The following is a 17,506-nucleotide window of genomic DNA, read 5'->3' on the forward strand; positions in this document are numbered from 1 at the left end:
CGGTCGCCAAGCGAAAAGGATGGGAAAGATGGCCGTCCTTGCAATCATTCCATATTTCAACTATCGTTGAATCATGGAAGAAAAGAACGTCATTCAAGCCCTGGCCGCGCTGGCCCAGCCAGTGCGCCTTCAGGTCTTTCGAGCGCTGGTCGTGGCAGGTCCCGTCGGGCTGACGCCCGGCGTGCTCGCCGAGCAGCTTGGCGTGCCTTCGACCAGCCTCTCGTTCCACCTCAAGGAGCTGACGCACGCCAACCTAGTCAGCCAGGAGCGAGACGGCCGCAATCTGATCTACCGCGCGGCGTTCGAGCAGATGAATGCGCTGCTCGGTTACCTCACGGAGAACTGTTGTCAGGGCGAGGCGTGCCTCACCGACAGCGCCACTGCCTGCGAATGCTGAAGGAGAAACCCATGAAGCGCTTCCACGTCCACCTGCATGTCGATGACCTCGCAAAGAGCATCGCCTTCTACTCAAACTTGTTTGCTTCGGCGCCGACGCGCGTTGAAGCCGACTACGCGAAATGGATGCTCGACGACCCACGCGTCAACTTCGCCATATCGACTGTGGGGGGGACGAAGGGCATCGACCACCTCGGCTTCCAAGCAGAGAGTTCCGACGAATTGATCGAGCTGAAGCGCCGAGCCGGCGCGGCCGACCGCACGGTGTTCGATGAAGGCGCGACTACTTGCTGTTACGCCAAAAGCGAAAAGCACTGGGTCACTGATCCCCAGGGGATTGCCTGGGAACACTACCAAACCTTCGAGGACAACCAGAGCTTTGGTCAACGGCGTGACCTGGTCAGCCAGCAGGTGCAAGGGTGGTGCGAAAAAGCCGCTGATCGCGTTGGCCTCACCAAGAGCAAGAACGCCTGCTGCTGACGGCCGCGCCATGTCCCAAGCACCTCTCACTGCATCACCCGAGGCGGTGGTCAAGTCCCTCTTCGTGCGTGCCGAAGCTGAGTCGCTCGCGTCTGTGCGAATGCTGCTTCGCGATGCCGGCCTGCCCGAATCCGATCTTCAAGAAGACCACATGGAAGCCTTCTTTGTGAGCCGTGCCGGCGACGAAGGGATTCTTGCATGCGTCGGTCTGGAGCGGTTCGGCGAGACCGCATTACTGCGTTCACTGGCAGTGCGCGCCGACGCTCGCGGCCAAGGTGTTGGCGACCAAGCCCTGCAGACCATGGAAGAATTCGCTGCATCGAAGGGCGTGAATCGCCTTTGCATCCTGACCACCACGGCAGCGCCATTCTTCGAGGCCCGAGGCTTCGAGCACTGTGACCGCACGGCGCTGCCGGCATCTGTGCAGGCGAGCAGCGAATTCAAGAGCCTGTGTCCGGCCTCGGCTGTCTGCATGTTCAAAGAGATCAACCCCACTTCCTCCACCGAGAAACATCGTCATGTCTGAAAAAAATTACAACGTCCTGTTCATCTGCACGGGCAATTCCGCGCGCTCCATCCTGGCCGAAGGCCTGCTCAACGAACTGGGCAAGGGGCGATTCAAGGCCTACTCCGCTGGAAGCCATCCTGCCGGCAAGGTCAACGCCTATGCCTTGCTCACTCTGGACAAGATGCACCTTCCCGCCACCGGCTATCGCAGCAAGAACTGGGACGAGTTCGCGAAGTCGGATGCCCCGGCGATGGACTTCGTTCTCACCGTCTGCGACAAGGCCGCGGGCGAGGTTTGCCCGGTGTGGCCCGGCCAGCCGATGACCGCGCACTGGGGAGTGGCCGACCCTGCCGCATTCGCAGGACCGGAAGAGGCCACCGAGCGCCAGTTCATGGATACGGCCCTTACGCTGAAGCGCCGGATCGAGCTGATGCTGGCTCTGCCTCTGGCCCGGCTCGACTCAATGGCCATCCAGCGCGAGATCCGCGATATCGGCAAGGTTCAGAAGGCTGCGCAATGACGCTCAACGTACTCATCCTCTGCACCCACAATTCGGCCCGCAGCGTGCTGGCCGAGGGCATGCTCAACCACTGGGCCCAGAAACTCGGCAAGGACGTGAAAGCGTTCAGCGCCGGCAGCGCGCCCAGCGGAAGAATCAACCCGTTCGCCATCGAGGTGCTGAAAGGCGCCGGCGTGGACACCGAAGGCTTCCGAAGCAAGAGCTGGGACGAATTTGCCACGCCCGTCATGCATGTGGTCATCACCGTCTGCGACAGCGCGGCACAAGAGACTTGCCCTTACTGGCCGGGAACACGCGTCAAGGTCCATTGGGGGTATCCGGACCCTTCCACCACCGAGGGCGGCGACATCGCCAAGCGACAGGCCTTCGAGCTGACGCGCCAGGCGATCTCCTATCGCATGCTGCAACTGCTCGCACTGGACAACCCGGAAGCAATGAGCGACGCCGAGCTGCAAGAGCGTCTGCAGCGCATCTCTTCGAACTGACACCATGAGCGCAGTCATCGAAAGTCCGCGCGGCAGCGCGGCCCCCATGAGCGTGTTCGAGCGCTATCTGACGGTGTGGGTTTTTCTCTGCATCGTCGTCGGCATCGCTTTGGGGCAGTTGTTCCCGGCCGTGTTCCAGGCAGTCGGCCGCCTCGAGGTTGCCAAGGTCAACATTCCCGTGGGCGTGCTGATCTGGGTGATGATCATCCCGATGTTGCTGCGGGTCGACTTTGCGGCCCTCGCCGAGGTGAAAAACCATTGGCGCGGCATTGGCGTGACGCTATTCATCAACTGGGCCGTGAAGCCGTTTTCGATGGCCTTCCTGGCCTGGCTCTTCGTGCGACAGGTCTTTGCCGGCTACCTGCCGGCCGATCAGCTCGACAGCTACGTGGCTGGTTTGATCCTGCTGGCCGCGGCACCATGCACGGCCATGGTGTTCGTCTGGAGCCGGCTGACAGGCGGCGACCCGGCCTTCACGCTGTCGCAGGTCGCGTTGAACGACGCCATCATGGTGTTTGCCTTTGCGCCCATCGTCGGCCTGCTGCTGGGCCTGTCGGCCATCACGGTGCCGTGGGACACGCTCATCACGTCGGTGGCGCTCTACATCGTGCTGCCGGTGATCTTTGCGCAGCTGTTGAGGAAGCAGCTGCTCAAGGCCGGGCCGGCCGCATTCGAACGCGCCATGCATCGCATCGGCCCGTGGTCGATCGCGGCGCTCCTGCTGACGCTCGTGCTCCTGTTCGCCTTCCAGGGCGAAGCCATCATCAAGCAGCCGCTGGTGATCGCAATGCTTGCGGTGCCAATCCTGATCCAGGTGGTGCTGAATTCCGGTCTGGCCTACTGGCTCAACCGAAAGCTCGGAGAGAAGCACAACATCGCATGCCCGTCAGCACTGATTGGCGCATCGAACTTCTTCGAGCTGGCGGTGGTGAAGGTGGTGAATTCGTCACGAGGCTGGTATGAATCGTGAGCTTCCGAACGTCGATTCCGAGCTCTTCGAGAAGGCCGACCTGAATCTGTTGCTGCCGGCGCAGCGCTCGACGCATGCGCCGCGCATCCTGTTGCTGTACGGCTCCGTTCGCGAGCGCTCCTACAGCCGGCTGCTCACGGAAGAAGCGGCACGGCTGCTTCGGGCACTGGGTGCGGAGACGCGGATTTTCGACCCGCGCGGATTGCCGCTCCCGGACGCCGAACCCGACGACCACCCCAAGGTACAGGAGCTGCGCGACCTCGCGCAATGGGCCGAGGGCATGGTGTGGACATCGCCCGAACGCCACGGCGCCATGACCGGCATCATGAAGGCGCAGATCGACTGGATCCCGCTGGCCCTCGGCTCGGTGCGGCCCACGCAGGGCAAGACGCTCGCGGTGATGGAAGTGTCGGGCGGCTCGCAGTCGTTCAACGCGGTGAACCAGCTGCGCGTGCTGGGCCGCTGGATGCGCATGATCACGATCCCCAACCAGTCGTCGGTGGCCAAGGACTTCCTGGAGTTCGAGGAGAACGGCCGCATGAAGCCTTCTCCCTACTACGAACGCGTGGTCGACGTGATGGAAGAGCTGGTGAAGTTCACGCTGCTCACGCGCGACTGCGCGGCGCACCTGGTCGACCGCTACAGCGAGCGGCGCGAGAGCGCAGAGGCCCTCTCGAAGCGGGTCAACCTGCGCAGCATCTGAGCGAGGCGAACCCAGGGTGCAGAACCGAACCACGACGACGGTGATGCTGGGCGTGGCCCAGACACTGGCGTGGGCTTCGTCGTACTACCTGCCGGCAGTCCTGGCCGGTTCAATCGGCAAGCAGCTCGGTATCTCCACGTCCACGGTGTTCGGCGCCTTCTCGGCAGCACTGCTCGTTGCTGCGGCAATCGGCCCCTGGGCCGGCCGCGTCATCGATCGCGTTGGCGGACGCCCGGTGCTCATTGCGAGCAATCTCGTGTTCGCTGCCGGATTGGCTGCGCTGAGCCAGGCCACGCATGCCAGCCATGTCTTCGCCGCCTGGGCCTTGATGGGCCTTGCCATGGGCAGCGGGCTCTATGAGGCCGCATTTGCCACGGTGGTGCGTCTGCACGGCCAGCATGCCCGACGCGCCATCACCGGCATCACGTTGTTCGCAGGCTTTGCAAGTACCGTGGGTTGGCCGCTTTCGGCCTATCTGGAAAGCACGGTGGGCTGGCGCGGGGCGTGTCTCGCGTGGGCAGCCTTGCACTTGGTCATCGGCCTGCCGCTCAACGCGCTGCTGCCGCGCGCTTCCCGCGCCGACCCGGCATCGAAGGAGGCGACCACCTCCAGGCAGGACGCGGGCAGCGGGCTCGCACCGGCGCAACAGCGCCGCGCCGCCTTCCTCATGGCCTTCGTCTTCGCCGTGACATGGTTTGTCAGCACCGCGATGGCCGCGCACCTGCCCGCGCTGCTGCAGGCCAGCGGCGCTACGCTGGCCATCGCAGTAGGCATCGCCGCACTGGTCGGACCGGCGCAGGTGGCCGGCCGGCTGATCGAGTTCACTTTTCTGAAGCACGCGCATCCGCTGCTGTCGGCCCGGGTGGCCACGCTTGCACATCCGGTGGGCGCCCTCTGCCTGGGCATGTTCGGCACCTCTGCTGCGACTGCCTTCGCGGTATTGCACGGGCTGGGCAACGGCATCCTGACGATCGCCATCGGAACGCTTCCGCTGCTGATCTTTGGTGCCGAGGGCTACGGGCAGCGCCAGGGATTCCTGATGGTGCCAGCGCGCATCGTGCAGGCCGGGGCACCGTTTCTGTTCGGCATTGCGGTGGAGCGATGGGGCGACGGGGCACTGTGGTTCTCCGCTGCCCTTGGCCTGTCCGCCTGCCTTGCCTTGGTCATCATGACGGCCGATATGAGGAAGGCACTACTTGTTGCTGCGGCACATTGAAATCAGAACTCTGATTGTCTTGTGACCCACGAAGTGATCATCGTTGGTGGTGGCCAGGTAGTGCTCTCGGTGGCGCACCTCCTGCAGCAGGCTCATCACGACAGCGGCACGCTGGCAAGGGGCGGGTTCGGCTGCCGTCGCTAGCGGCTAAACCGACCGCCAGCGAGGGATGTGCTCTTCTTTGCCTTTCCCAGTGAAGGGTCCGCTTTAGAACGGATGCCCCCCAAGCTGATGTTTTCTGCCCCCAGAGATGCCCCCATGTATCTCGGACGAGGTCTCACTTTCTTGGACAATCCTGGACAATTTCTCGATCGCTCGGCGGGAGCGCTGCGGCTCTGACATACGTTGGCGGACTTGTTCGGGCGTCAACTTGGTGCTTCGCTGGACCCCGATCGCCCTGCCTCGGGATGGCTGTCGTTTGCATTCATGTCGGGGCGGATCGTAGGCGGACATGGTCGACGCAAAAACTACGCGATTTCGAACCGATATAGCTTTCGCCGATGGTCAGTAAACCTCCTGTCGTTACATCTTGACTCGAACCCGAGCCTGTGATCCTCAAGAGGTAGTCGTGAATTCAACGAAGGCGATGTGCTCCGCGAGGTTCAGGGCGGCTAGCAGCAGGTATTTCTCGGCATCGGTGCGCACACGCAGCAAGCCGTGGTCGCCGAGGTATCCGTAGACAAACGCGAGCAGGTAATGTCCGGGATGTTCGTCGCAGAACTGCTGACGATCTGCTGCGCTACTAGGACTCCCGACTCCAAAGATGCGGTTGCCCCACCCTCCTCTCAACGGGGTACGAAGCTGGTTTTCACGTACCCCCAATCCGGCATTTCGATACCCCTCGAGATACCCCCGAGATGCGTCGGATTGGGGCATACTGCATCGGACTCAATCGGACAACGAAATAGCCCTCTCCAGAGGAGAAAACAAAAAGGCCGAACACCTTTGGAAGTGTCCGGCCTTGTAGCTGGTCCCGCCGCCAGGAATCGAACCTGGATCTCAGCCTTCGGAGGGCCGAATTCTATCCGTTGAAATACAGCGAGAGAGGGGTCCGGCAAGCACCGGAGCCAGACATTATGGCCTATCAGGCGGCCTCTGTTTCGGCTTCGTCCGCAACCGCCGCTGCGGACAGCAGCGCACCGAAGCCCAGGCCCGCCAGATACACCCTGAAGGTGCGCCTGCCGGTGGGCACGAGATCGAAGGCCTCGGGGTCGAGCAGCCAGTTCTGGATGAGCCCGCTGATGAGCGCATGCAGCCCCTGCGCGGCCATTGCGCCGGGCACCGGCAGCTTGATGTGAGCGCGGCGGGCGGCCTGCCGCAGGGCCTTTTCGAAGTCGCCGACGCAGGCGTTGCGGGCGTCGAGGTGGCGCTGCTGCACGGAAGCCATGTCGTGCGTGTATTCGACCTTGTGGGTCGCCACGTCGAACACGCGGCGCACCTGCGGATCGGTGGTCATGAGGGTCAGCGCGTGGACCATGCCCTCTTCTATCTCGGCCAGCGGATCGTCGATGCCGCTGGCGCTGGTGGCCCTCGGCCCGGCTTCGAGCGGAAGGATGACGCGCTCCATCATGGCGTTGAACAAGTCTGCCTTGTCCTTGAAATGCCAATAGATGGCGCCGCGCGTCGCGCCGGCCTGCTGCGCGATCTGCTGCAGCGTGGTCTGCGAGACGCCTTGCGCCTGAAACAGCAGCTCCGCGGCATCGAGCAACCGATGCCGCGTGGCCATTGCTTCTTCCTTCGTACGACGTGCCACCAAGTCTCCTGATTTGTAAAGCAACGCCCTTTCCGGATCGTGGGGCCATTGCACGGCCGTCACTATACATCCATGAATGTATGTAAACTACCGGGCTTCCCCGATGGCCCGCCTGCCCGTACAGGTTTCCGGCTCGCCCGAGAACGCGCCATCTCCCGTCTTCGCTTCAAAGGAATCGCATGCCTCTCCTGCATGTTTCGCGTCAATCGTCCTTTTCGCCGCGTCTCGCGACCGTGGCCGCCGTTGTCCTGCTGGTCCTCGCGGGCTGTGGCAAGAGCGATGCGCCCGCCGGCGCAGGCGCATCCGGCGGTGGCGGGCACCCGGCGCCCGAAGTCGGCGTGGTGGTGGCGGCTCCGGCCGACGTCGGCCTCGTCACCGAACTGCCCGGCCGCCTCGAGGCTTCGCGCGTCGCGCAGGTCCGCGCCCGCGCTTCGGGCATCCTGCTCAAGCGCGAATTCCGCGAAGGCAGCGACGTGAAGGCCGGCCAATTGCTGTTCCGCATCGACCCCGCGCCGCTGGTGGCCTCCCTGCAGAACGCACAGGCCACGCTGGCGCGCGCCGAAGCCAACGCAGTGCAGGCCAAGGCCCTGGCCGACCGCTACAAGCCGCTGGTCGAGGCCAACGCCGTGAGCAAGCAGGAATACGCGACGGCCGTGGCCTCGCAGAAAACTGCCGAAGCCGACGTGGCCTCCGGCCGCGCCGCCGTGCAGACCGCCAAGATCAACCTCGGCTATGCCGACGTGACCTCGCCCATCGCCGGGCGCATCGGCCGCGCCCTCGTGACCGAAGGCGCGCTGGTGGGCCAGGGCGACGCCACCGAACTGGCAGTGGTGCAGCAGATCAACCCCGTGTACGTCAACTTCACGCAGTCGGCCACCGACGTGCTGAAGCTGCGCCGCGCGCTGGCCGACGGCCAGTACAAGCGCGCGGGCGGCGAGGAAGCTGCCAGCGTGCGCGTGGTGCTGGAAGACGGCAGCGAGTACGCACAGGAAGGCAAGCTGCTGTTCTCCGACCTCACGGTCGACTCGACCACGGGCCAGATCACGCTGCGCGCCGAAGTGCCCAACCCCAAGGGCGAGCTGCTGCCCGGCCTGTACGTTCGCGTGAGGCTGGAGCAGGCCCAGGCCACCAATGCGATCACGCTGCCGCAGCAGGCGGTCACGCGCACGCAGCAGGGCGACACCGTCACGGTGGTCGACAAGGACGGCAAGCTGTCCAAGCGCAACGTGAAGATCAGCGCCGCCAAGGACAACCAGTGGGTGGTGCTCGACGGCCTGAAGGCCGGCGAACAGGTGATGGTCGACGGCTTCCAGAAGCTGCAGATGATGCCGCCCGGCACGCCCGTGAAGGCAGTGCCGTGGACCAAGCCGAACCCCGGCGCCGCGGCCAAGCCGGCTGCGGCGGCGCCTGCCGCCGCAGAACCGGCGGCCACGGCCGAGAAGAAGTAATCAGGAGCGCGCCCGCAAATGGCCAAATTTTTTATCGACCGCCCGATCTTCGCGTGGGTGATCGCACTGTTCATCCTCGTGGTGGGCGGCGTGGCAATCACCCAGCTGCCGATCTCGCAGTACCCGCCGGTGGCGCCTCCCGCCATCGTGATCAACGTCGCCTACCCCGGCGCCTCGGCCCAGACGCTCGAAGACAGCGTGCTGTCCGTCATCGAACGTGAAATGAACGGCTCGCCGGGCATGATCTACATGGAATCGGTGGCCCAGGCCGACGGCACCGGCTCCATCACGATCAGCTTCGAGGCTGGCACCAACGACGACCTCGCGCAGGTGGACGTGCAGAACCGGCTGTCGCGCGCGACGCCGCGCCTGCCGTCCGCCGTGACGCAGCAGGGCGTGCGCGTGGACAAGTCGCGCAACAACTTCCTGATGTTCGTGATGCTGTCCTCCGACAACCCGAACATCGACCCGGTGGCGCTCGGCGACTATGCCGCGCGCAACGTGGTGCCCGAGCTGCAGCGCGTGGTAGGCGTGGGCCAGGCCCAGCTGTTCGGCTCCGAGAACGCGATGCGCATCTGGATCGACCCGGCCAAGCTGCAAGGCTTCAACCTGTCGGCCACCGACGTCAACAACGCGATCCGCGCACAGAACGCGCAGGTGTCCTCCGGCACCATCGGCGACCTGCCCAACATCCCCGGCCAGGCCATCGCGGCCACGGTGGTGGTGAACGGCCAGCTCGCCAACGTCGACCAGTTCAAGGACATCGTGCTGCGCGCCAACACCGACGGCTCGACCGTGCGGCTGAAGGACGTGGCCCGCGTCGAACTCGGCGGCCAGTCGTACGCCACCTCGGCGCGCCTGAACGGCGTGCCGGCGGTCGGCGTGGGCGTGCAGCCCACGCCCAACGGCAATGCGCTGCAGTCGGCCAAGGCGATCCGCGCCAAGATGGCCGAACTCGAGCGCTACTTCCCGCAGGGCGTGAAGTGGGCCATTCCGTACGACAGCTCGCGCTTCGTGCAGATCTCGATCACCGAAGTGGTCAAGACGCTGCTGGAAGCCGTGGCGCTGGTGTTCGTGGTGATGTTCCTGTTCCTGCAGAACTGGCGCTACACGATCATCCCGACCATCGTGGTGCCGATCGCGCTGCTGGGCACCTTCGCCTCGCTGCTGGCGCTGGGCTTCTCGATCAACGTGCTGACCATGTTCGGCATGGTGCTGGTGATCGGTATCGTGGTGGACGACGCCATCGTGGTGGTGGAGAACGTCGAGCGCATCATGAGCGAGGAGGGGCTGTCGCCGCTCGAAGCCACGCGCAAGGCCATGCGCCAGATCTCCGGCGCCATCATCGGCGTGACGGTGGTGCTGGTGTCGGTGTTCGTGCCGCTCGCGTTCTTCGCGGGCTCCACCGGCAACATCTACCGCCAGTTCTCGGCGGTGATGGTGGCGTCAATCGGCTTCTCGGCGTTCATGGCGCTGTCGCTCACGCCGGCGCTGTGCGCCACGCTGCTCAAGCCGGTCGAGGCCGGCCACCACCACGAGAAGACCGGCTTCTTCGGCTGGTTCAACCGCGGTTTCACGCGCACGGCCAAGGGCTACGAGAGCCTCGTCGCCCGCGTGCTGCGCCGCGCCGCGCGCTACCTCGTGATCTACGCCGCGATCATCGGCGCGGTGGTGTTCACCTACAGCCGCCTGCCCAGCTCGTTCCTGCCGCAGGAAGACCAGGGCAACATCATCGTGAACGTGCAGCTGCCCCCGGGCGCCACGCAGGAACGCGCGCTGTCGGTCATGCAGCAGGTCGAGGGCTTCATCCTGAAGCAACCCGAAGTGCAGAGCATGGTCGGCGTGATGGGCTTCAGCTTCTCCGGCCAGGGCCAGAACGCGGGCCTCGCCTTCGTGACGCTGAAGGACTGGGACGAGCGCAAGGACCCCGCCCACTCGGCCAGCGCGCTGGCCGGCCGTGCCTTCGGTGCGCTGTCGGGCATCCGCGACGCCTTCATCTACCCGCTGAGCCCGCCGCCCATTCCCGAACTGGGCAACGCCAGCGGCTTCAGCTTCCGCCTGCAGGACCGCTCCGGCGCGGGCCACGAGGCGCTGATCAACGCACGCAACCAGCTGCTGGGCATGGCCTCGCAGAGCAAGATCCTGTCGCAGGTCCGTCCTGACGGCCTGGAAGACGCGCCGCAACTGCAGATCGACATCGACCGCGACAAGGCGAACGCACTGGGCGTGAGCTTCGACGCGATCAACGCGACGCTGTCGACCGCGCTGGGTTCGAGCTACATCAACGACTTCCCGAACCGCGGCCGCCTGCAGCGCGTGGTGGTGCAGGCCGACGCGCCGGCCCGCATGCAGCCCGACGACCTGCTCAAGCTGAACGCCAGCAACACGCAGGGCCTGCCGGTACCGCTGTCGGCCTTCGCGACCACCAAGTGGGTCACGGGCGCCACGCAGACGGTGCGCTACAACGGCTACCCCGCGATCCGCATCAGCGGCGACGCGGCGGCCGGCTACAGCACCGGCGCCGCGATGGCCGAGATGGAAAAGCTCGCCTCGCAGCTGCCGCAAGGCTTCGGCTTCGAATGGACCGGCCAGTCGCGCGAAGAAAAGCTCGCGGGTTCGCAGGCCATCGTTCTGTACGGCTTCGCGATCCTGGCGGTGTTCCTGTGCCTGGCCGCGCTGTACGAAAGCTGGTCGATCCCGCTGTCGGTGATCCTGGTGGTGCCGCTCGGCGTGCTGGGCGTGCTGCTGGCGACGATGCTGCGCGCTTATTCGAACGACGTGTACTTCCAGGTGGGGCTGATCACCATCATCGGCCTCTCGGCGAAGAACGCGATTCTGATCATCGAGTTCGCCAAGGACCTGCAGGCGCAGGGCAAGGGCGTCATCGAATCGGCACTGGCCGCCGCGCACCTGCGGTTCCGCCCGATCGTGATGACCTCGCTGGCCTTCGGCCTGGGCGTGCTGCCGCTGGTGCTCGCCTCGGGTGCCGGCTCTGCCAGCCAGCGTGCCATCGGCACCGGCGTGCTGGGCGGCATGGTGACGGGCACGGCGCTGGCCGTGATCTTCGTGCCGGTGTTCTTCGTGGTGGTGCGCAGCCTGTTCAAGGGCAGCGCTCGCCAGCGCGAGGCCGACAAGCGGCATGCGGAAGCAGCCGGCATCACGGAGGAACCAAAACATGACTGAACTCGGGCACACCCCCAGGCTTCGCGCACTGCGTGTCGCTACGCCCACCCCCTTGCAGGGGGCAACACCAGCGGCCCGGCAGAGCCGGTTCCGCGGTGTTTCCCGAACAGGCCGCGCCGTGCATGCAGCGCGAACGGCCATGGAGTCGCTATGACAATGACGAAATTCGTTCCAACAGCCCTGGCAGCGGCAATGCTGCTGGCCGGCTGCTCGCTGATCCCGACCTACGAGCGCCCTGCCGCGCCGGTGCCGACCACCTTCCCGGGTGACCCGGCGCAGCCGGCCGGACAGGCCGCGGCCAACCTGGCCTGGCAGGACTTCTTCACCGACCCGCGCCTGGCGGGCCTGATCCAGACGGCGCTCTCGAACAACCGCGACCTGCGTGTGTCGGTGCTCAACATCGAGCAGGCGCGCGCGCAGTTCCAGATCCAGCGCTCGGCGCTGTTCCCGGCGCTGGGCCTGACGGGCTCGGGCTCGCGCTCGGGTCCCAACCCGTACCAGGGCATCGAGCCCGGCGCGGGCAGCGTGGCCTCGCAGTACAGCGTCAACTTCGGCTTCACGGCCTGGGAGCTCGACTTCTTTGGCCGCATCCGCGCGCTGAAGGACCAGGCCCTGGCGCAGTACCTGGCCACCGACGAAACGCGCAAGGCGGTGCAGATCAGCCTGATCGCGTCGGTCGCGAACGGCTGGCTCACGCTGCTGGCCGACGACGAACTGCTCGAGATCACGCGCCAGACCCTGGTCACGCGCGAAGAGTCGGTGCGCCTCACGAAGCTGCGCTTCGACAACGGCGTGTCGTCCGAGCTCGATTTCCAGGCTTCTAACGGCCAGCTCGAAAGCGCGCGCGCTGCCTATGCGCAGCAACTGCGCACCCGCGCGGAGGACGAGAACGCCCTCGCCCTGCTGCTGGGCGCGCCGGTGCCCGCCGACGCCACGGCGGGTGGCGCCAAGGGCCTCAACGGCATCAAGCCGATGCCCGACGTGCCGGCCGGCCTGCCCTCCGACTTGCTGGCCGAGCGCCCGGACATCCGCGCGGCGGAGCAGCAGCTGATCGCGGCCAACGCCAACATCGGCGCGGCGCGCGCGAACTTCTTCCCGCGCGTGTCGCTGACCAGCTCCATCGGCACCGCGAGCACCGAGTTCTCGGGCCTGTTCGACCGCGGCTCCAAGGCCTGGTCGTTCGCGCCGACGGTGACGCTGCCGATCTTCAATGCAGGCAGCAACCGCGCGACGCTCGAATCGGCCAAGGCCGGGCGCGAAATCGCCGTGGCGCAGTACGAGAAGTCGATCCAGACGGCATTCCGCGAAGTGGCCGATGCGCTCGCTGGCCGCGCCACGCTGGGCGAACAGGTGCGCGCGCTGCGTGCGCAGGCCGATGCGGAGGCGGTGCGCTTCAAGCTGTCCGACCTGCGCTATCGCAACGGTATCGCCAGCGCGCTAGACCTGCTCGACGCGCAGCGCTCGCTGTTCTCGGCGCAGCAGTCGGCAGTGACCACGCAGCTGCTGCAGCTGCAGAACCAGGTCACGCTGTACAAGACGCTGGGCGGCGGCTGGGCCACGCGCGACGGCAACAAGGGCTGATGCGTTGAGAAACTTTGGCGTCCGCTAAGGGTAGGTCCCTTGCCCGCTTGGGCAAGGGGTCTCTCTATAATCGCCGGTTGGTTAGGAAAAGCCCCCCGACGAGCCCCCGATATTGAGGACGCCAATGAGCGCAGACCCGCATTACCAGGCCACAGAAGAAGCCCACACCGGGCCGATCAAGAACCCGAAGCAGCTGCTTCTCGCGGTATTTTTTTCCTTCATTGCCCCGATCCTGATCATCGTGGGTCTTGTCTCCTACGTGGTCTCGGGCGACAAGCCCTCGGGCACCGCGCAGGGCGACAACATGTCCCTCTACGGCGTGACCAAGGAAGCGCGCGACCGCGAAGTGGCGGAACGCCTCAAGAAGGTCGGCGCCATCGAGATCCGCGACGCCAACCGTCCGCTGGCCACCGGCGAAACCGTCTTCAAGGCCCAGTGCGCCACCTGCCACGGCTCGCCCGGCATTCCCGGCGCGCCGCACTTCCAGGATGCCGCAGCCTGGGGCCCGCGCATCGGACAGGGCTACGCCACGCTTCTCGAACATGCCCTGAAGGGCAAGGGCGCCATGCCCGCCCAGGGCGGCGGCGACTTCGAAGACCTCGAAGTGGGCCGTGCCGTGGTCTACATGGCCAATGCCGGTGGCGCCAAGTTCCCGGTGCCCGATCGCCCGGCCGCAGCCGATGCACCAGCGGCAGAAGGCGCTGCCGGAGCGGCGCCCACAGCTGCTGCAGCCGGCGCTGCTGCTGCACCCGCGGCCCCTGCAGCGGCAGCAGCCCCTGCCCCCGCGGCAAGCGCTCCCGCCGCCAACTAGGCGTTTACCCTAGTCTCAAGAACGAAGCCGGCCCAGCGCCGGCTTTTTTCATGGGCGTGCAGCAGCAGCGGCTTCGGCGTGGTGTTGCGCCGGGCTCAGCACGTGCCTGAAGCGGCCGGGCAGTTGCCCGGCACGCACTTCCTCCGGCGTCCAGAGACCGCGTTCGATGGCCTCCGCCGCGATGCCGACGTCCTGCGTGTGCACCAGCCCCAGCCCGATCGGCGAAGAGAGGTAGAGCCTGCCGTCCTCGTCGAGGAGGCATCCAGTCACCTCGGCGGGCTGCCCGGTGTGCGCGGTGACCGTGAAGCCGTCGCCCTGCTCGGCCACGCGCCACACCAGCGGCGCCGCCTCCAGTTCCACGTACACGCGCTGCGGCCCGTTCTGGAAGAACCACTGCCCCTCGTCGTCGTGCTCGTAGTTGCGGTGAATGAATTCGATCAGCTTGTCGTGCCTGAGCATCGCCCCCTTCGCCAAGGGAAAGGGGCCTTCGGCCTGCGTGCGGTCGTCGCGCATGTACCAGTTGCCGCGAGCGTCCAGACCGAGCCAGCCGTAGCAGTGAGGCACGTTGGGCCATTTGGCGAGTGCCTGTTTGACGATGTCATCCATAAAGCTATTTTGCTCGCCGTCAGGCGTGGCGGGCCAGCCAGCCGCCTACGCGCTCGGGCATGCCGCGCACATGCCCCGGCGGCAGCCCCATGGGAAAGCCCACGTGCCCGCCGTGCGCGGGCTGCCACAGCGTGACGTGCGCACCCACCTCGCCGGCTTGCGGCAGGCTGCTGGCGGGAATGAACGGGTCGTTGCGCGCGTTCACCACCAGCGCGGGCACGCGGATCGATGCCAGGTGCGGCTTGGCCGAGCCCCGGGCCCAGTAGTCGTCGGCGTCGCGAAAGCCGTGCAGGGGCGCGGTGAAGATGTCGTCGAAGGTGTAGAGGTCGCGCGCGGCCAGCAGGCGGTCGCGGTCGAACAGGCCCGGGAACTGCGCCAGCTTGGCCATGGCCTTGGGCTTCATGGTCGCGAGGAACATGCGCGTGTAGACCAGCTTGTTGAAGCCCCGGCCGATGGCTTCGCCGCCAGCCGCGAGGTCGAGCGGCGCGCACACCGAGGCCACCGCGTTCACCACGCCGGCAGCCGTTTCACCGGCCTCCGAAGCCCATCGCATCAGCGCATTGCCGCCGAGCGACACGCCCGCGGCCAGCACCGGGCCGCCGCCCTTGCGCGCATGCTGCTCGCGCATGCGCGTGAGGATCCAGCCGATCTCCTCGAAGTCGCCCGAGTGATAGGCGCGTGGCGCCAGGTTCAGCTCGCCGCTGCAGCCGCGGAAATGCGGCACCGCGAAGGCCATGCCCTGCGATGCGGCGAATGCGGCAAAGGCTTCGGCGTAATGGCTGCGCGATGAACCCTCCAGGCCGTGGAACAGCACCAGCAGCGGCGCCTGCTGCCGGGGCGCATCGACGAAGTCGACGTCGATAAAGTCGCCGTCGGGCGTCTGCCAGCGCTCGCGCCGGTAGACCGGCGCCGGCCCGTCGAAGCGCCGTGCATAGAGCGCGGGCCAGATCGTCTGCAGGTTGCCGCCGGGCAGCCAGCGCGGCGCCATGTAGCCCATGGCCGTGAAGGGGGAGGGGCCTGAAGAAGAAGAGGAAGGCGCGGAAGGAACGAAGGACGGCATCTATCAATGCAGGGTCTGGGGCGGATCGTTGGCGTCGTCGGGTTCGCGCGCGCTGCCGGGGCTCGCATGGTGCGCCACCAGCCGCCAGCCCTGCGCGGTCTTGTGATAGACGTTGGTGGCCAGCACGAAGGCGTGTCGCGGGCCTTCGGCCGTGAGCACCTCGATGCGCTCCAGCACGTTGTGCACGGCACTGGCGAGCGATTCGATCTTGCGCACCCGCGCGGGCGTGGCATGGATGGCGCCGTTGCCGAACATCTGCTCGAAGGCGGCGCGGATCGCGGCCGCGCCCACCAGCCGCGGACCGCCGGGGTGCACGCAGAACACCTCGTCCTCGTCGGCCCAGCAGGCCATCAGCGCATCGATGTCGCCGCGTTGCAGCGCTTCGTAGAAGGCCGCTTCGACGTCGTCGGCAGTGCCGCCGATGGCCGCGGCGGCGCGGAGTGGAGTCTTGGGCATGGCGTGATTCTGCCGCGCCGTCGGTGACGAGGGGACTGCACCGCTTTGGCACGGGCCGCACCGCGGTGCCGCAATCCCGGCGAATCGCCTGCTCCGTTTTGGACCAAATGGTCAAACACAAGACAAAGAATTCTCCTAAACCATTGATTAATAACGACTTATCCAGCTGGCACGCCGCATGCAAGGAGCTGCGCAATCACGCAACAGGAGTCCTTTCATGAACGTCGGCATCTTCATTCCCATCGGCAACAACGGCTGGCTGCTTTCCGAAAACGCCCCCCAGTACAAGCCCAGCTTCGAACTCAACAAGCAGATCACGCTGAAGGCCGAGCGCTATGGCGTGGACTTCGCGCTGTCCATGATCAAGCTGCGCGGCTTCGGCGGCAAGACGGAGTTCTGGGACCACAACCTGGAGTCGTTCACGCTCATGGCCGGCCTCGCTGCCGTCACCAGCAAGATCAAGCTGTTTGCCACGGCCGCATCGCTGGTCATGCCGCCGGCCATCGTCGCGCGCATGTCGTCGACCATCGACTCCATCTCCAACGGCCGCTTCGGCTTGAACCTCGTCACCGGCTGGCAGCGGCCCGAGTACTCGCAGATGGGCATGTGGCCCGGCGACCAGTTCTTCGGCACGCGCTACCAGTACCTCAGCGAATACATCCAGGTGCTGCGCGACCTCTGGGGCACCGGCCAGTCGGACTTCAAGGGCGAGCATTTCAAGATGGACGACTGCCGCATGAGCCCGCAACCGCAGGCCGACATGAAGGTGATCTGCGCAGGCCAGAGCGACGCGGGCATGGAGTTCTCCGCCAGGTACGCCGACTACAACTTCTGCTTCGGCAAGGGCGTGAACACGCCCAAGGCCTTCGCACCCGCGGCCCAGAAGCTCATCGAGGCCACCGCGAAGACCGGCCGCCACGTCACCACCTACGTGCTGATGATGGTGATCGCCGACGAGACCGACGAAGCCGCGCGTGCCAAGTGGGAGCACTACAAGGCCGGCGCCGACCACGAGGCAATTGCATGGCTGGGCCAGCAGGGCGCGGCCGACACCAAGTCGGGCGCCGACACCAACGTGCGCCAGATGGCCGACCCGACCTCGGCCGTGAACATCAACATGGGCACGCTGGTGGGTTCGTACGCAAGCGTGGCACGCATGCTCGACGAAATGGCCGAGGTGCCCGGCACCGAAGGCGTGCTGCTGACCTTCGACGACTTCTTGCAAGGCGTGGAAGCCTTCGGCGAGCGCATCCAGCCGCTCATGAAGAGCCGCGCGCACGTGCAGAGCCCCGTGCCGTCGCAGGTCGAGCCCGAGCGCCTCGCGGCCTGA

The 17,506-nt window shown here is 66.0% G+C and carries 18 protein-coding genes and 1 tRNA gene; 13 read left to right on the forward strand and 6 right to left on the reverse strand.

The genetic code is table 11. The features are described from left to right. Positions 1–73 precede the first annotated feature (73 nt). Genes ACWV14_RS29050 through ACWV14_RS29085 form a run of 8 tightly spaced genes read left to right on the forward strand, consistent with a single transcriptional unit; the run spans position 74 to position 5,278 of the window. Positions 74–397 (forward strand): ArsR/SmtB family transcription factor, encoded by a 324-nt coding sequence (locus ACWV14_RS29050; RefSeq protein ID WP_454905160.1) that lies wholly within the window; start codon positions 74–76, stop codon positions 395–397. Positions 398–408: 11 nt separating this feature from the next. Next, positions 409–876 (forward strand): ArsI/CadI family heavy metal resistance metalloenzyme, encoded by a 468-nt coding sequence (locus ACWV14_RS29055; RefSeq protein WP_454905161.1) that lies wholly within the window; start codon positions 409–411, stop codon positions 874–876. A 10-nt stretch (positions 877–886) separates the two neighbouring features. Then, positions 887–1,402 (forward strand): arsenic resistance N-acetyltransferase ArsN2, encoded by a 516-nt coding sequence (gene arsN2 / locus ACWV14_RS29060; RefSeq protein WP_454905163.1) that lies wholly within the window; start codon positions 887–889, stop codon positions 1,400–1,402. After that, positions 1,395–1,904 carry an arsenate reductase ArsC gene (locus ACWV14_RS29065; RefSeq protein WP_454905165.1) on the forward strand — a complete coding sequence of 170 codons (510 nt, stop codon included), beginning with the start codon at positions 1,395–1,397 and terminating at the stop codon, positions 1,902–1,904. The genes arsN2 and ACWV14_RS29065 overlap by 8 nt, the downstream gene beginning before the upstream one ends. Continuing rightward, positions 1,901–2,389: an arsenate reductase ArsC gene (locus ACWV14_RS29070; protein ID WP_454905167.1), complete on the forward strand. Its 489-nt coding sequence runs from the start codon at positions 1,901–1,903 to the stop codon at positions 2,387–2,389. The genes ACWV14_RS29065 and ACWV14_RS29070 overlap by 4 nt, the downstream gene beginning before the upstream one ends. 4 nt (positions 2,390–2,393) lie before the next feature. Continuing rightward, positions 2,394–3,359 carry an ACR3 family arsenite efflux transporter gene (arsB, locus tag ACWV14_RS29075; RefSeq protein ID WP_455342725.1) on the forward strand — a complete coding sequence of 322 codons (966 nt, stop codon included), beginning with the start codon at positions 2,394–2,396 and terminating at the stop codon, positions 3,357–3,359. Further along, entirely contained in the window at positions 3,349–4,062 is a 714-nt protein-coding gene (gene arsH / locus ACWV14_RS29080; RefSeq protein WP_454905170.1) for an arsenical resistance protein ArsH, read from the forward strand. The genes arsB and arsH overlap by 11 nt, the downstream gene beginning before the upstream one ends. A gap of 43 nt (positions 4,063–4,105) precedes the next feature. Continuing rightward, the gene (locus tag ACWV14_RS29085) at positions 4,106–5,278 is read left to right on the forward strand and encodes an MFS transporter (RefSeq protein ID WP_454906112.1); all 1,173 of its coding nucleotides are present in this window, start codon (positions 4,106–4,108) and stop codon (positions 5,276–5,278) included. A 555-nt stretch (positions 5,279–5,833) separates the two neighbouring features. Here the strand turns inward: ACWV14_RS29085 and ACWV14_RS29090 are convergent. The 3 genes from ACWV14_RS29090 to ACWV14_RS29100 form a co-directional block, all read right to left on the reverse strand. Further along, positions 5,834–6,154 (reverse strand): hypothetical protein, encoded by a 321-nt coding sequence (locus ACWV14_RS29090; RefSeq protein ID WP_454905172.1) that lies wholly within the window; start codon positions 6,152–6,154, stop codon positions 5,834–5,836. Between the two features lie 92 nt (positions 6,155–6,246). Beyond that, positions 6,247–6,321, reverse strand: a tRNA-Arg gene (locus ACWV14_RS29095). Between the two features lie 41 nt (positions 6,322–6,362). Next, positions 6,363–7,004, reverse strand: a complete 642-nt coding sequence (locus tag ACWV14_RS29100) for a TetR family transcriptional regulator (RefSeq protein WP_454905174.1) — start codon at positions 7,002–7,004, stop codon at positions 6,363–6,365. Between the two features lie 206 nt (positions 7,005–7,210). On the opposite strand from ACWV14_RS29100, the gene ACWV14_RS29105 reads away from it, so the two are divergent. From ACWV14_RS29105 to ACWV14_RS29120, 4 genes are all read left to right on the forward strand, one after another. Then, on the forward strand, positions 7,211–8,479 hold the full coding sequence (locus ACWV14_RS29105; RefSeq protein WP_454905176.1) for an efflux RND transporter periplasmic adaptor subunit: 1,269 nt from the start codon (positions 7,211–7,213) through the stop codon (positions 8,477–8,479). A gap of 18 nt (positions 8,480–8,497) precedes the next feature. After that, positions 8,498–11,662 carry an efflux RND transporter permease subunit gene (locus ACWV14_RS29110; RefSeq protein WP_454905178.1) on the forward strand — a complete coding sequence of 1,055 codons (3,165 nt, stop codon included), beginning with the start codon at positions 8,498–8,500 and terminating at the stop codon, positions 11,660–11,662. A 156-nt stretch (positions 11,663–11,818) separates the two neighbouring features. Then, positions 11,819–13,243, forward strand: coding sequence for an efflux transporter outer membrane subunit (locus tag ACWV14_RS29115; RefSeq protein ID WP_454906114.1), 1,425 nt, complete (start codon positions 11,819–11,821; stop codon positions 13,241–13,243). 124 nt (positions 13,244–13,367) lie between these two features. Beyond that, positions 13,368–14,054, forward strand: coding sequence for a c-type cytochrome (locus ACWV14_RS29120; RefSeq protein ID WP_454905179.1), 687 nt, complete (start codon positions 13,368–13,370; stop codon positions 14,052–14,054). A 48-nt stretch (positions 14,055–14,102) separates the two neighbouring features. On the opposite strand, the gene ACWV14_RS29125 is transcribed toward ACWV14_RS29120, so the two are convergent. The 3 genes from ACWV14_RS29125 to ACWV14_RS29135 all read right to left on the reverse strand — a co-directional run bounded on the left by ACWV14_RS29125 (position 14,103) and on the right by ACWV14_RS29135 (position 16,176). Next, a complete protein-coding gene (locus ACWV14_RS29125; RefSeq protein ID WP_454905181.1) occupies positions 14,103–14,660 on the reverse strand; it encodes a DUF2946 family protein in 558 nt (185 codons plus the stop codon). Positions 14,661–14,679: 19 nt separating this feature from the next. After that, positions 14,680–15,657, reverse strand: coding sequence for a YheT family hydrolase (locus tag ACWV14_RS29130; protein ID WP_454906115.1), 978 nt, complete (start codon positions 15,655–15,657; stop codon positions 14,680–14,682). Positions 15,658–15,723: 66 nt separating this feature from the next. Then, on the reverse strand, positions 15,724–16,176 hold the full coding sequence (locus tag ACWV14_RS29135; RefSeq protein ID WP_422084756.1) for a YybH family protein: 453 nt from the start codon (positions 16,174–16,176) through the stop codon (positions 15,724–15,726). Positions 16,177–16,393: 217 nt separating this feature from the next. On the opposite strand from ACWV14_RS29135, the gene rutA reads away from it, so the two are divergent. After that, entirely contained in the window at positions 16,394–17,506 is a 1,113-nt protein-coding gene (rutA, locus tag ACWV14_RS29140; RefSeq protein ID WP_454905184.1) for a pyrimidine utilization protein A, read from the forward strand.

The sequence above is a fragment of the Variovorax durovernensis genome (assembly GCF_977011995.1).

Bases quoted from the DNA above. Each gene is read 5' to 3' on its own strand.
- ACWV14_RS29050 (WP_454905160.1), top strand. From the start codon at position 74: ATGGAAGAAAAGAACGTCATTCAAGCCCTGGCCGCGCTGGCCCAGCCA.
- ACWV14_RS29055 (WP_454905161.1), top strand. From the start codon at position 409: ATGAAGCGCTTCCACGTCCACCTGCATGTCGATGACCTCGCAAAGAGC.
- arsN2 (WP_454905163.1), top strand. From the start codon at position 887: ATGTCCCAAGCACCTCTCACTGCATCACCCGAGGCGGTGGTCAAGTCC.
- ACWV14_RS29065 (WP_454905165.1), top strand. From the start codon at position 1,395: ATGTCTGAAAAAAATTACAACGTCCTGTTCATCTGCACGGGCAATTCC.
- ACWV14_RS29070 (WP_454905167.1), top strand. From the start codon at position 1,901: ATGACGCTCAACGTACTCATCCTCTGCACCCACAATTCGGCCCGCAGC.
- arsB (WP_455342725.1), top strand. From the start codon at position 2,394: ATGAGCGCAGTCATCGAAAGTCCGCGCGGCAGCGCGGCCCCCATGAGC.
- arsH (WP_454905170.1), top strand. From the start codon at position 3,349: ATGAATCGTGAGCTTCCGAACGTCGATTCCGAGCTCTTCGAGAAGGCC.
- ACWV14_RS29085 (WP_454906112.1), top strand. From the start codon at position 4,106: ATGCTGGGCGTGGCCCAGACACTGGCGTGGGCTTCGTCGTACTACCTG.
- ACWV14_RS29090 (WP_454905172.1), bottom strand. From the start codon at position 6,154: ATGCCCCAATCCGACGCATCTCGGGGGTATCTCGAGGGGTATCGAAAT.
- ACWV14_RS29100 (WP_454905174.1), bottom strand. From the start codon at position 7,004: ATGGCCACGCGGCATCGGTTGCTCGATGCCGCGGAGCTGCTGTTTCAG.
- ACWV14_RS29105 (WP_454905176.1), top strand. From the start codon at position 7,211: ATGCCTCTCCTGCATGTTTCGCGTCAATCGTCCTTTTCGCCGCGTCTC.
- ACWV14_RS29110 (WP_454905178.1), top strand. From the start codon at position 8,498: ATGGCCAAATTTTTTATCGACCGCCCGATCTTCGCGTGGGTGATCGCA.
- ACWV14_RS29115 (WP_454906114.1), top strand. From the start codon at position 11,819: ATGACGAAATTCGTTCCAACAGCCCTGGCAGCGGCAATGCTGCTGGCC.
- ACWV14_RS29120 (WP_454905179.1), top strand. From the start codon at position 13,368: ATGAGCGCAGACCCGCATTACCAGGCCACAGAAGAAGCCCACACCGGG.
- ACWV14_RS29125 (WP_454905181.1), bottom strand. From the start codon at position 14,660: ATGGATGACATCGTCAAACAGGCACTCGCCAAATGGCCCAACGTGCCT.
- ACWV14_RS29130 (WP_454906115.1), bottom strand. From the start codon at position 15,657: ATGGGCTACATGGCGCCGCGCTGGCTGCCCGGCGGCAACCTGCAGACG.
- ACWV14_RS29135 (WP_422084756.1), bottom strand. From the start codon at position 16,176: ATGCCCAAGACTCCACTCCGCGCCGCCGCGGCCATCGGCGGCACTGCC.
- rutA (WP_454905184.1), top strand. From the start codon at position 16,394: ATGAACGTCGGCATCTTCATTCCCATCGGCAACAACGGCTGGCTGCTT.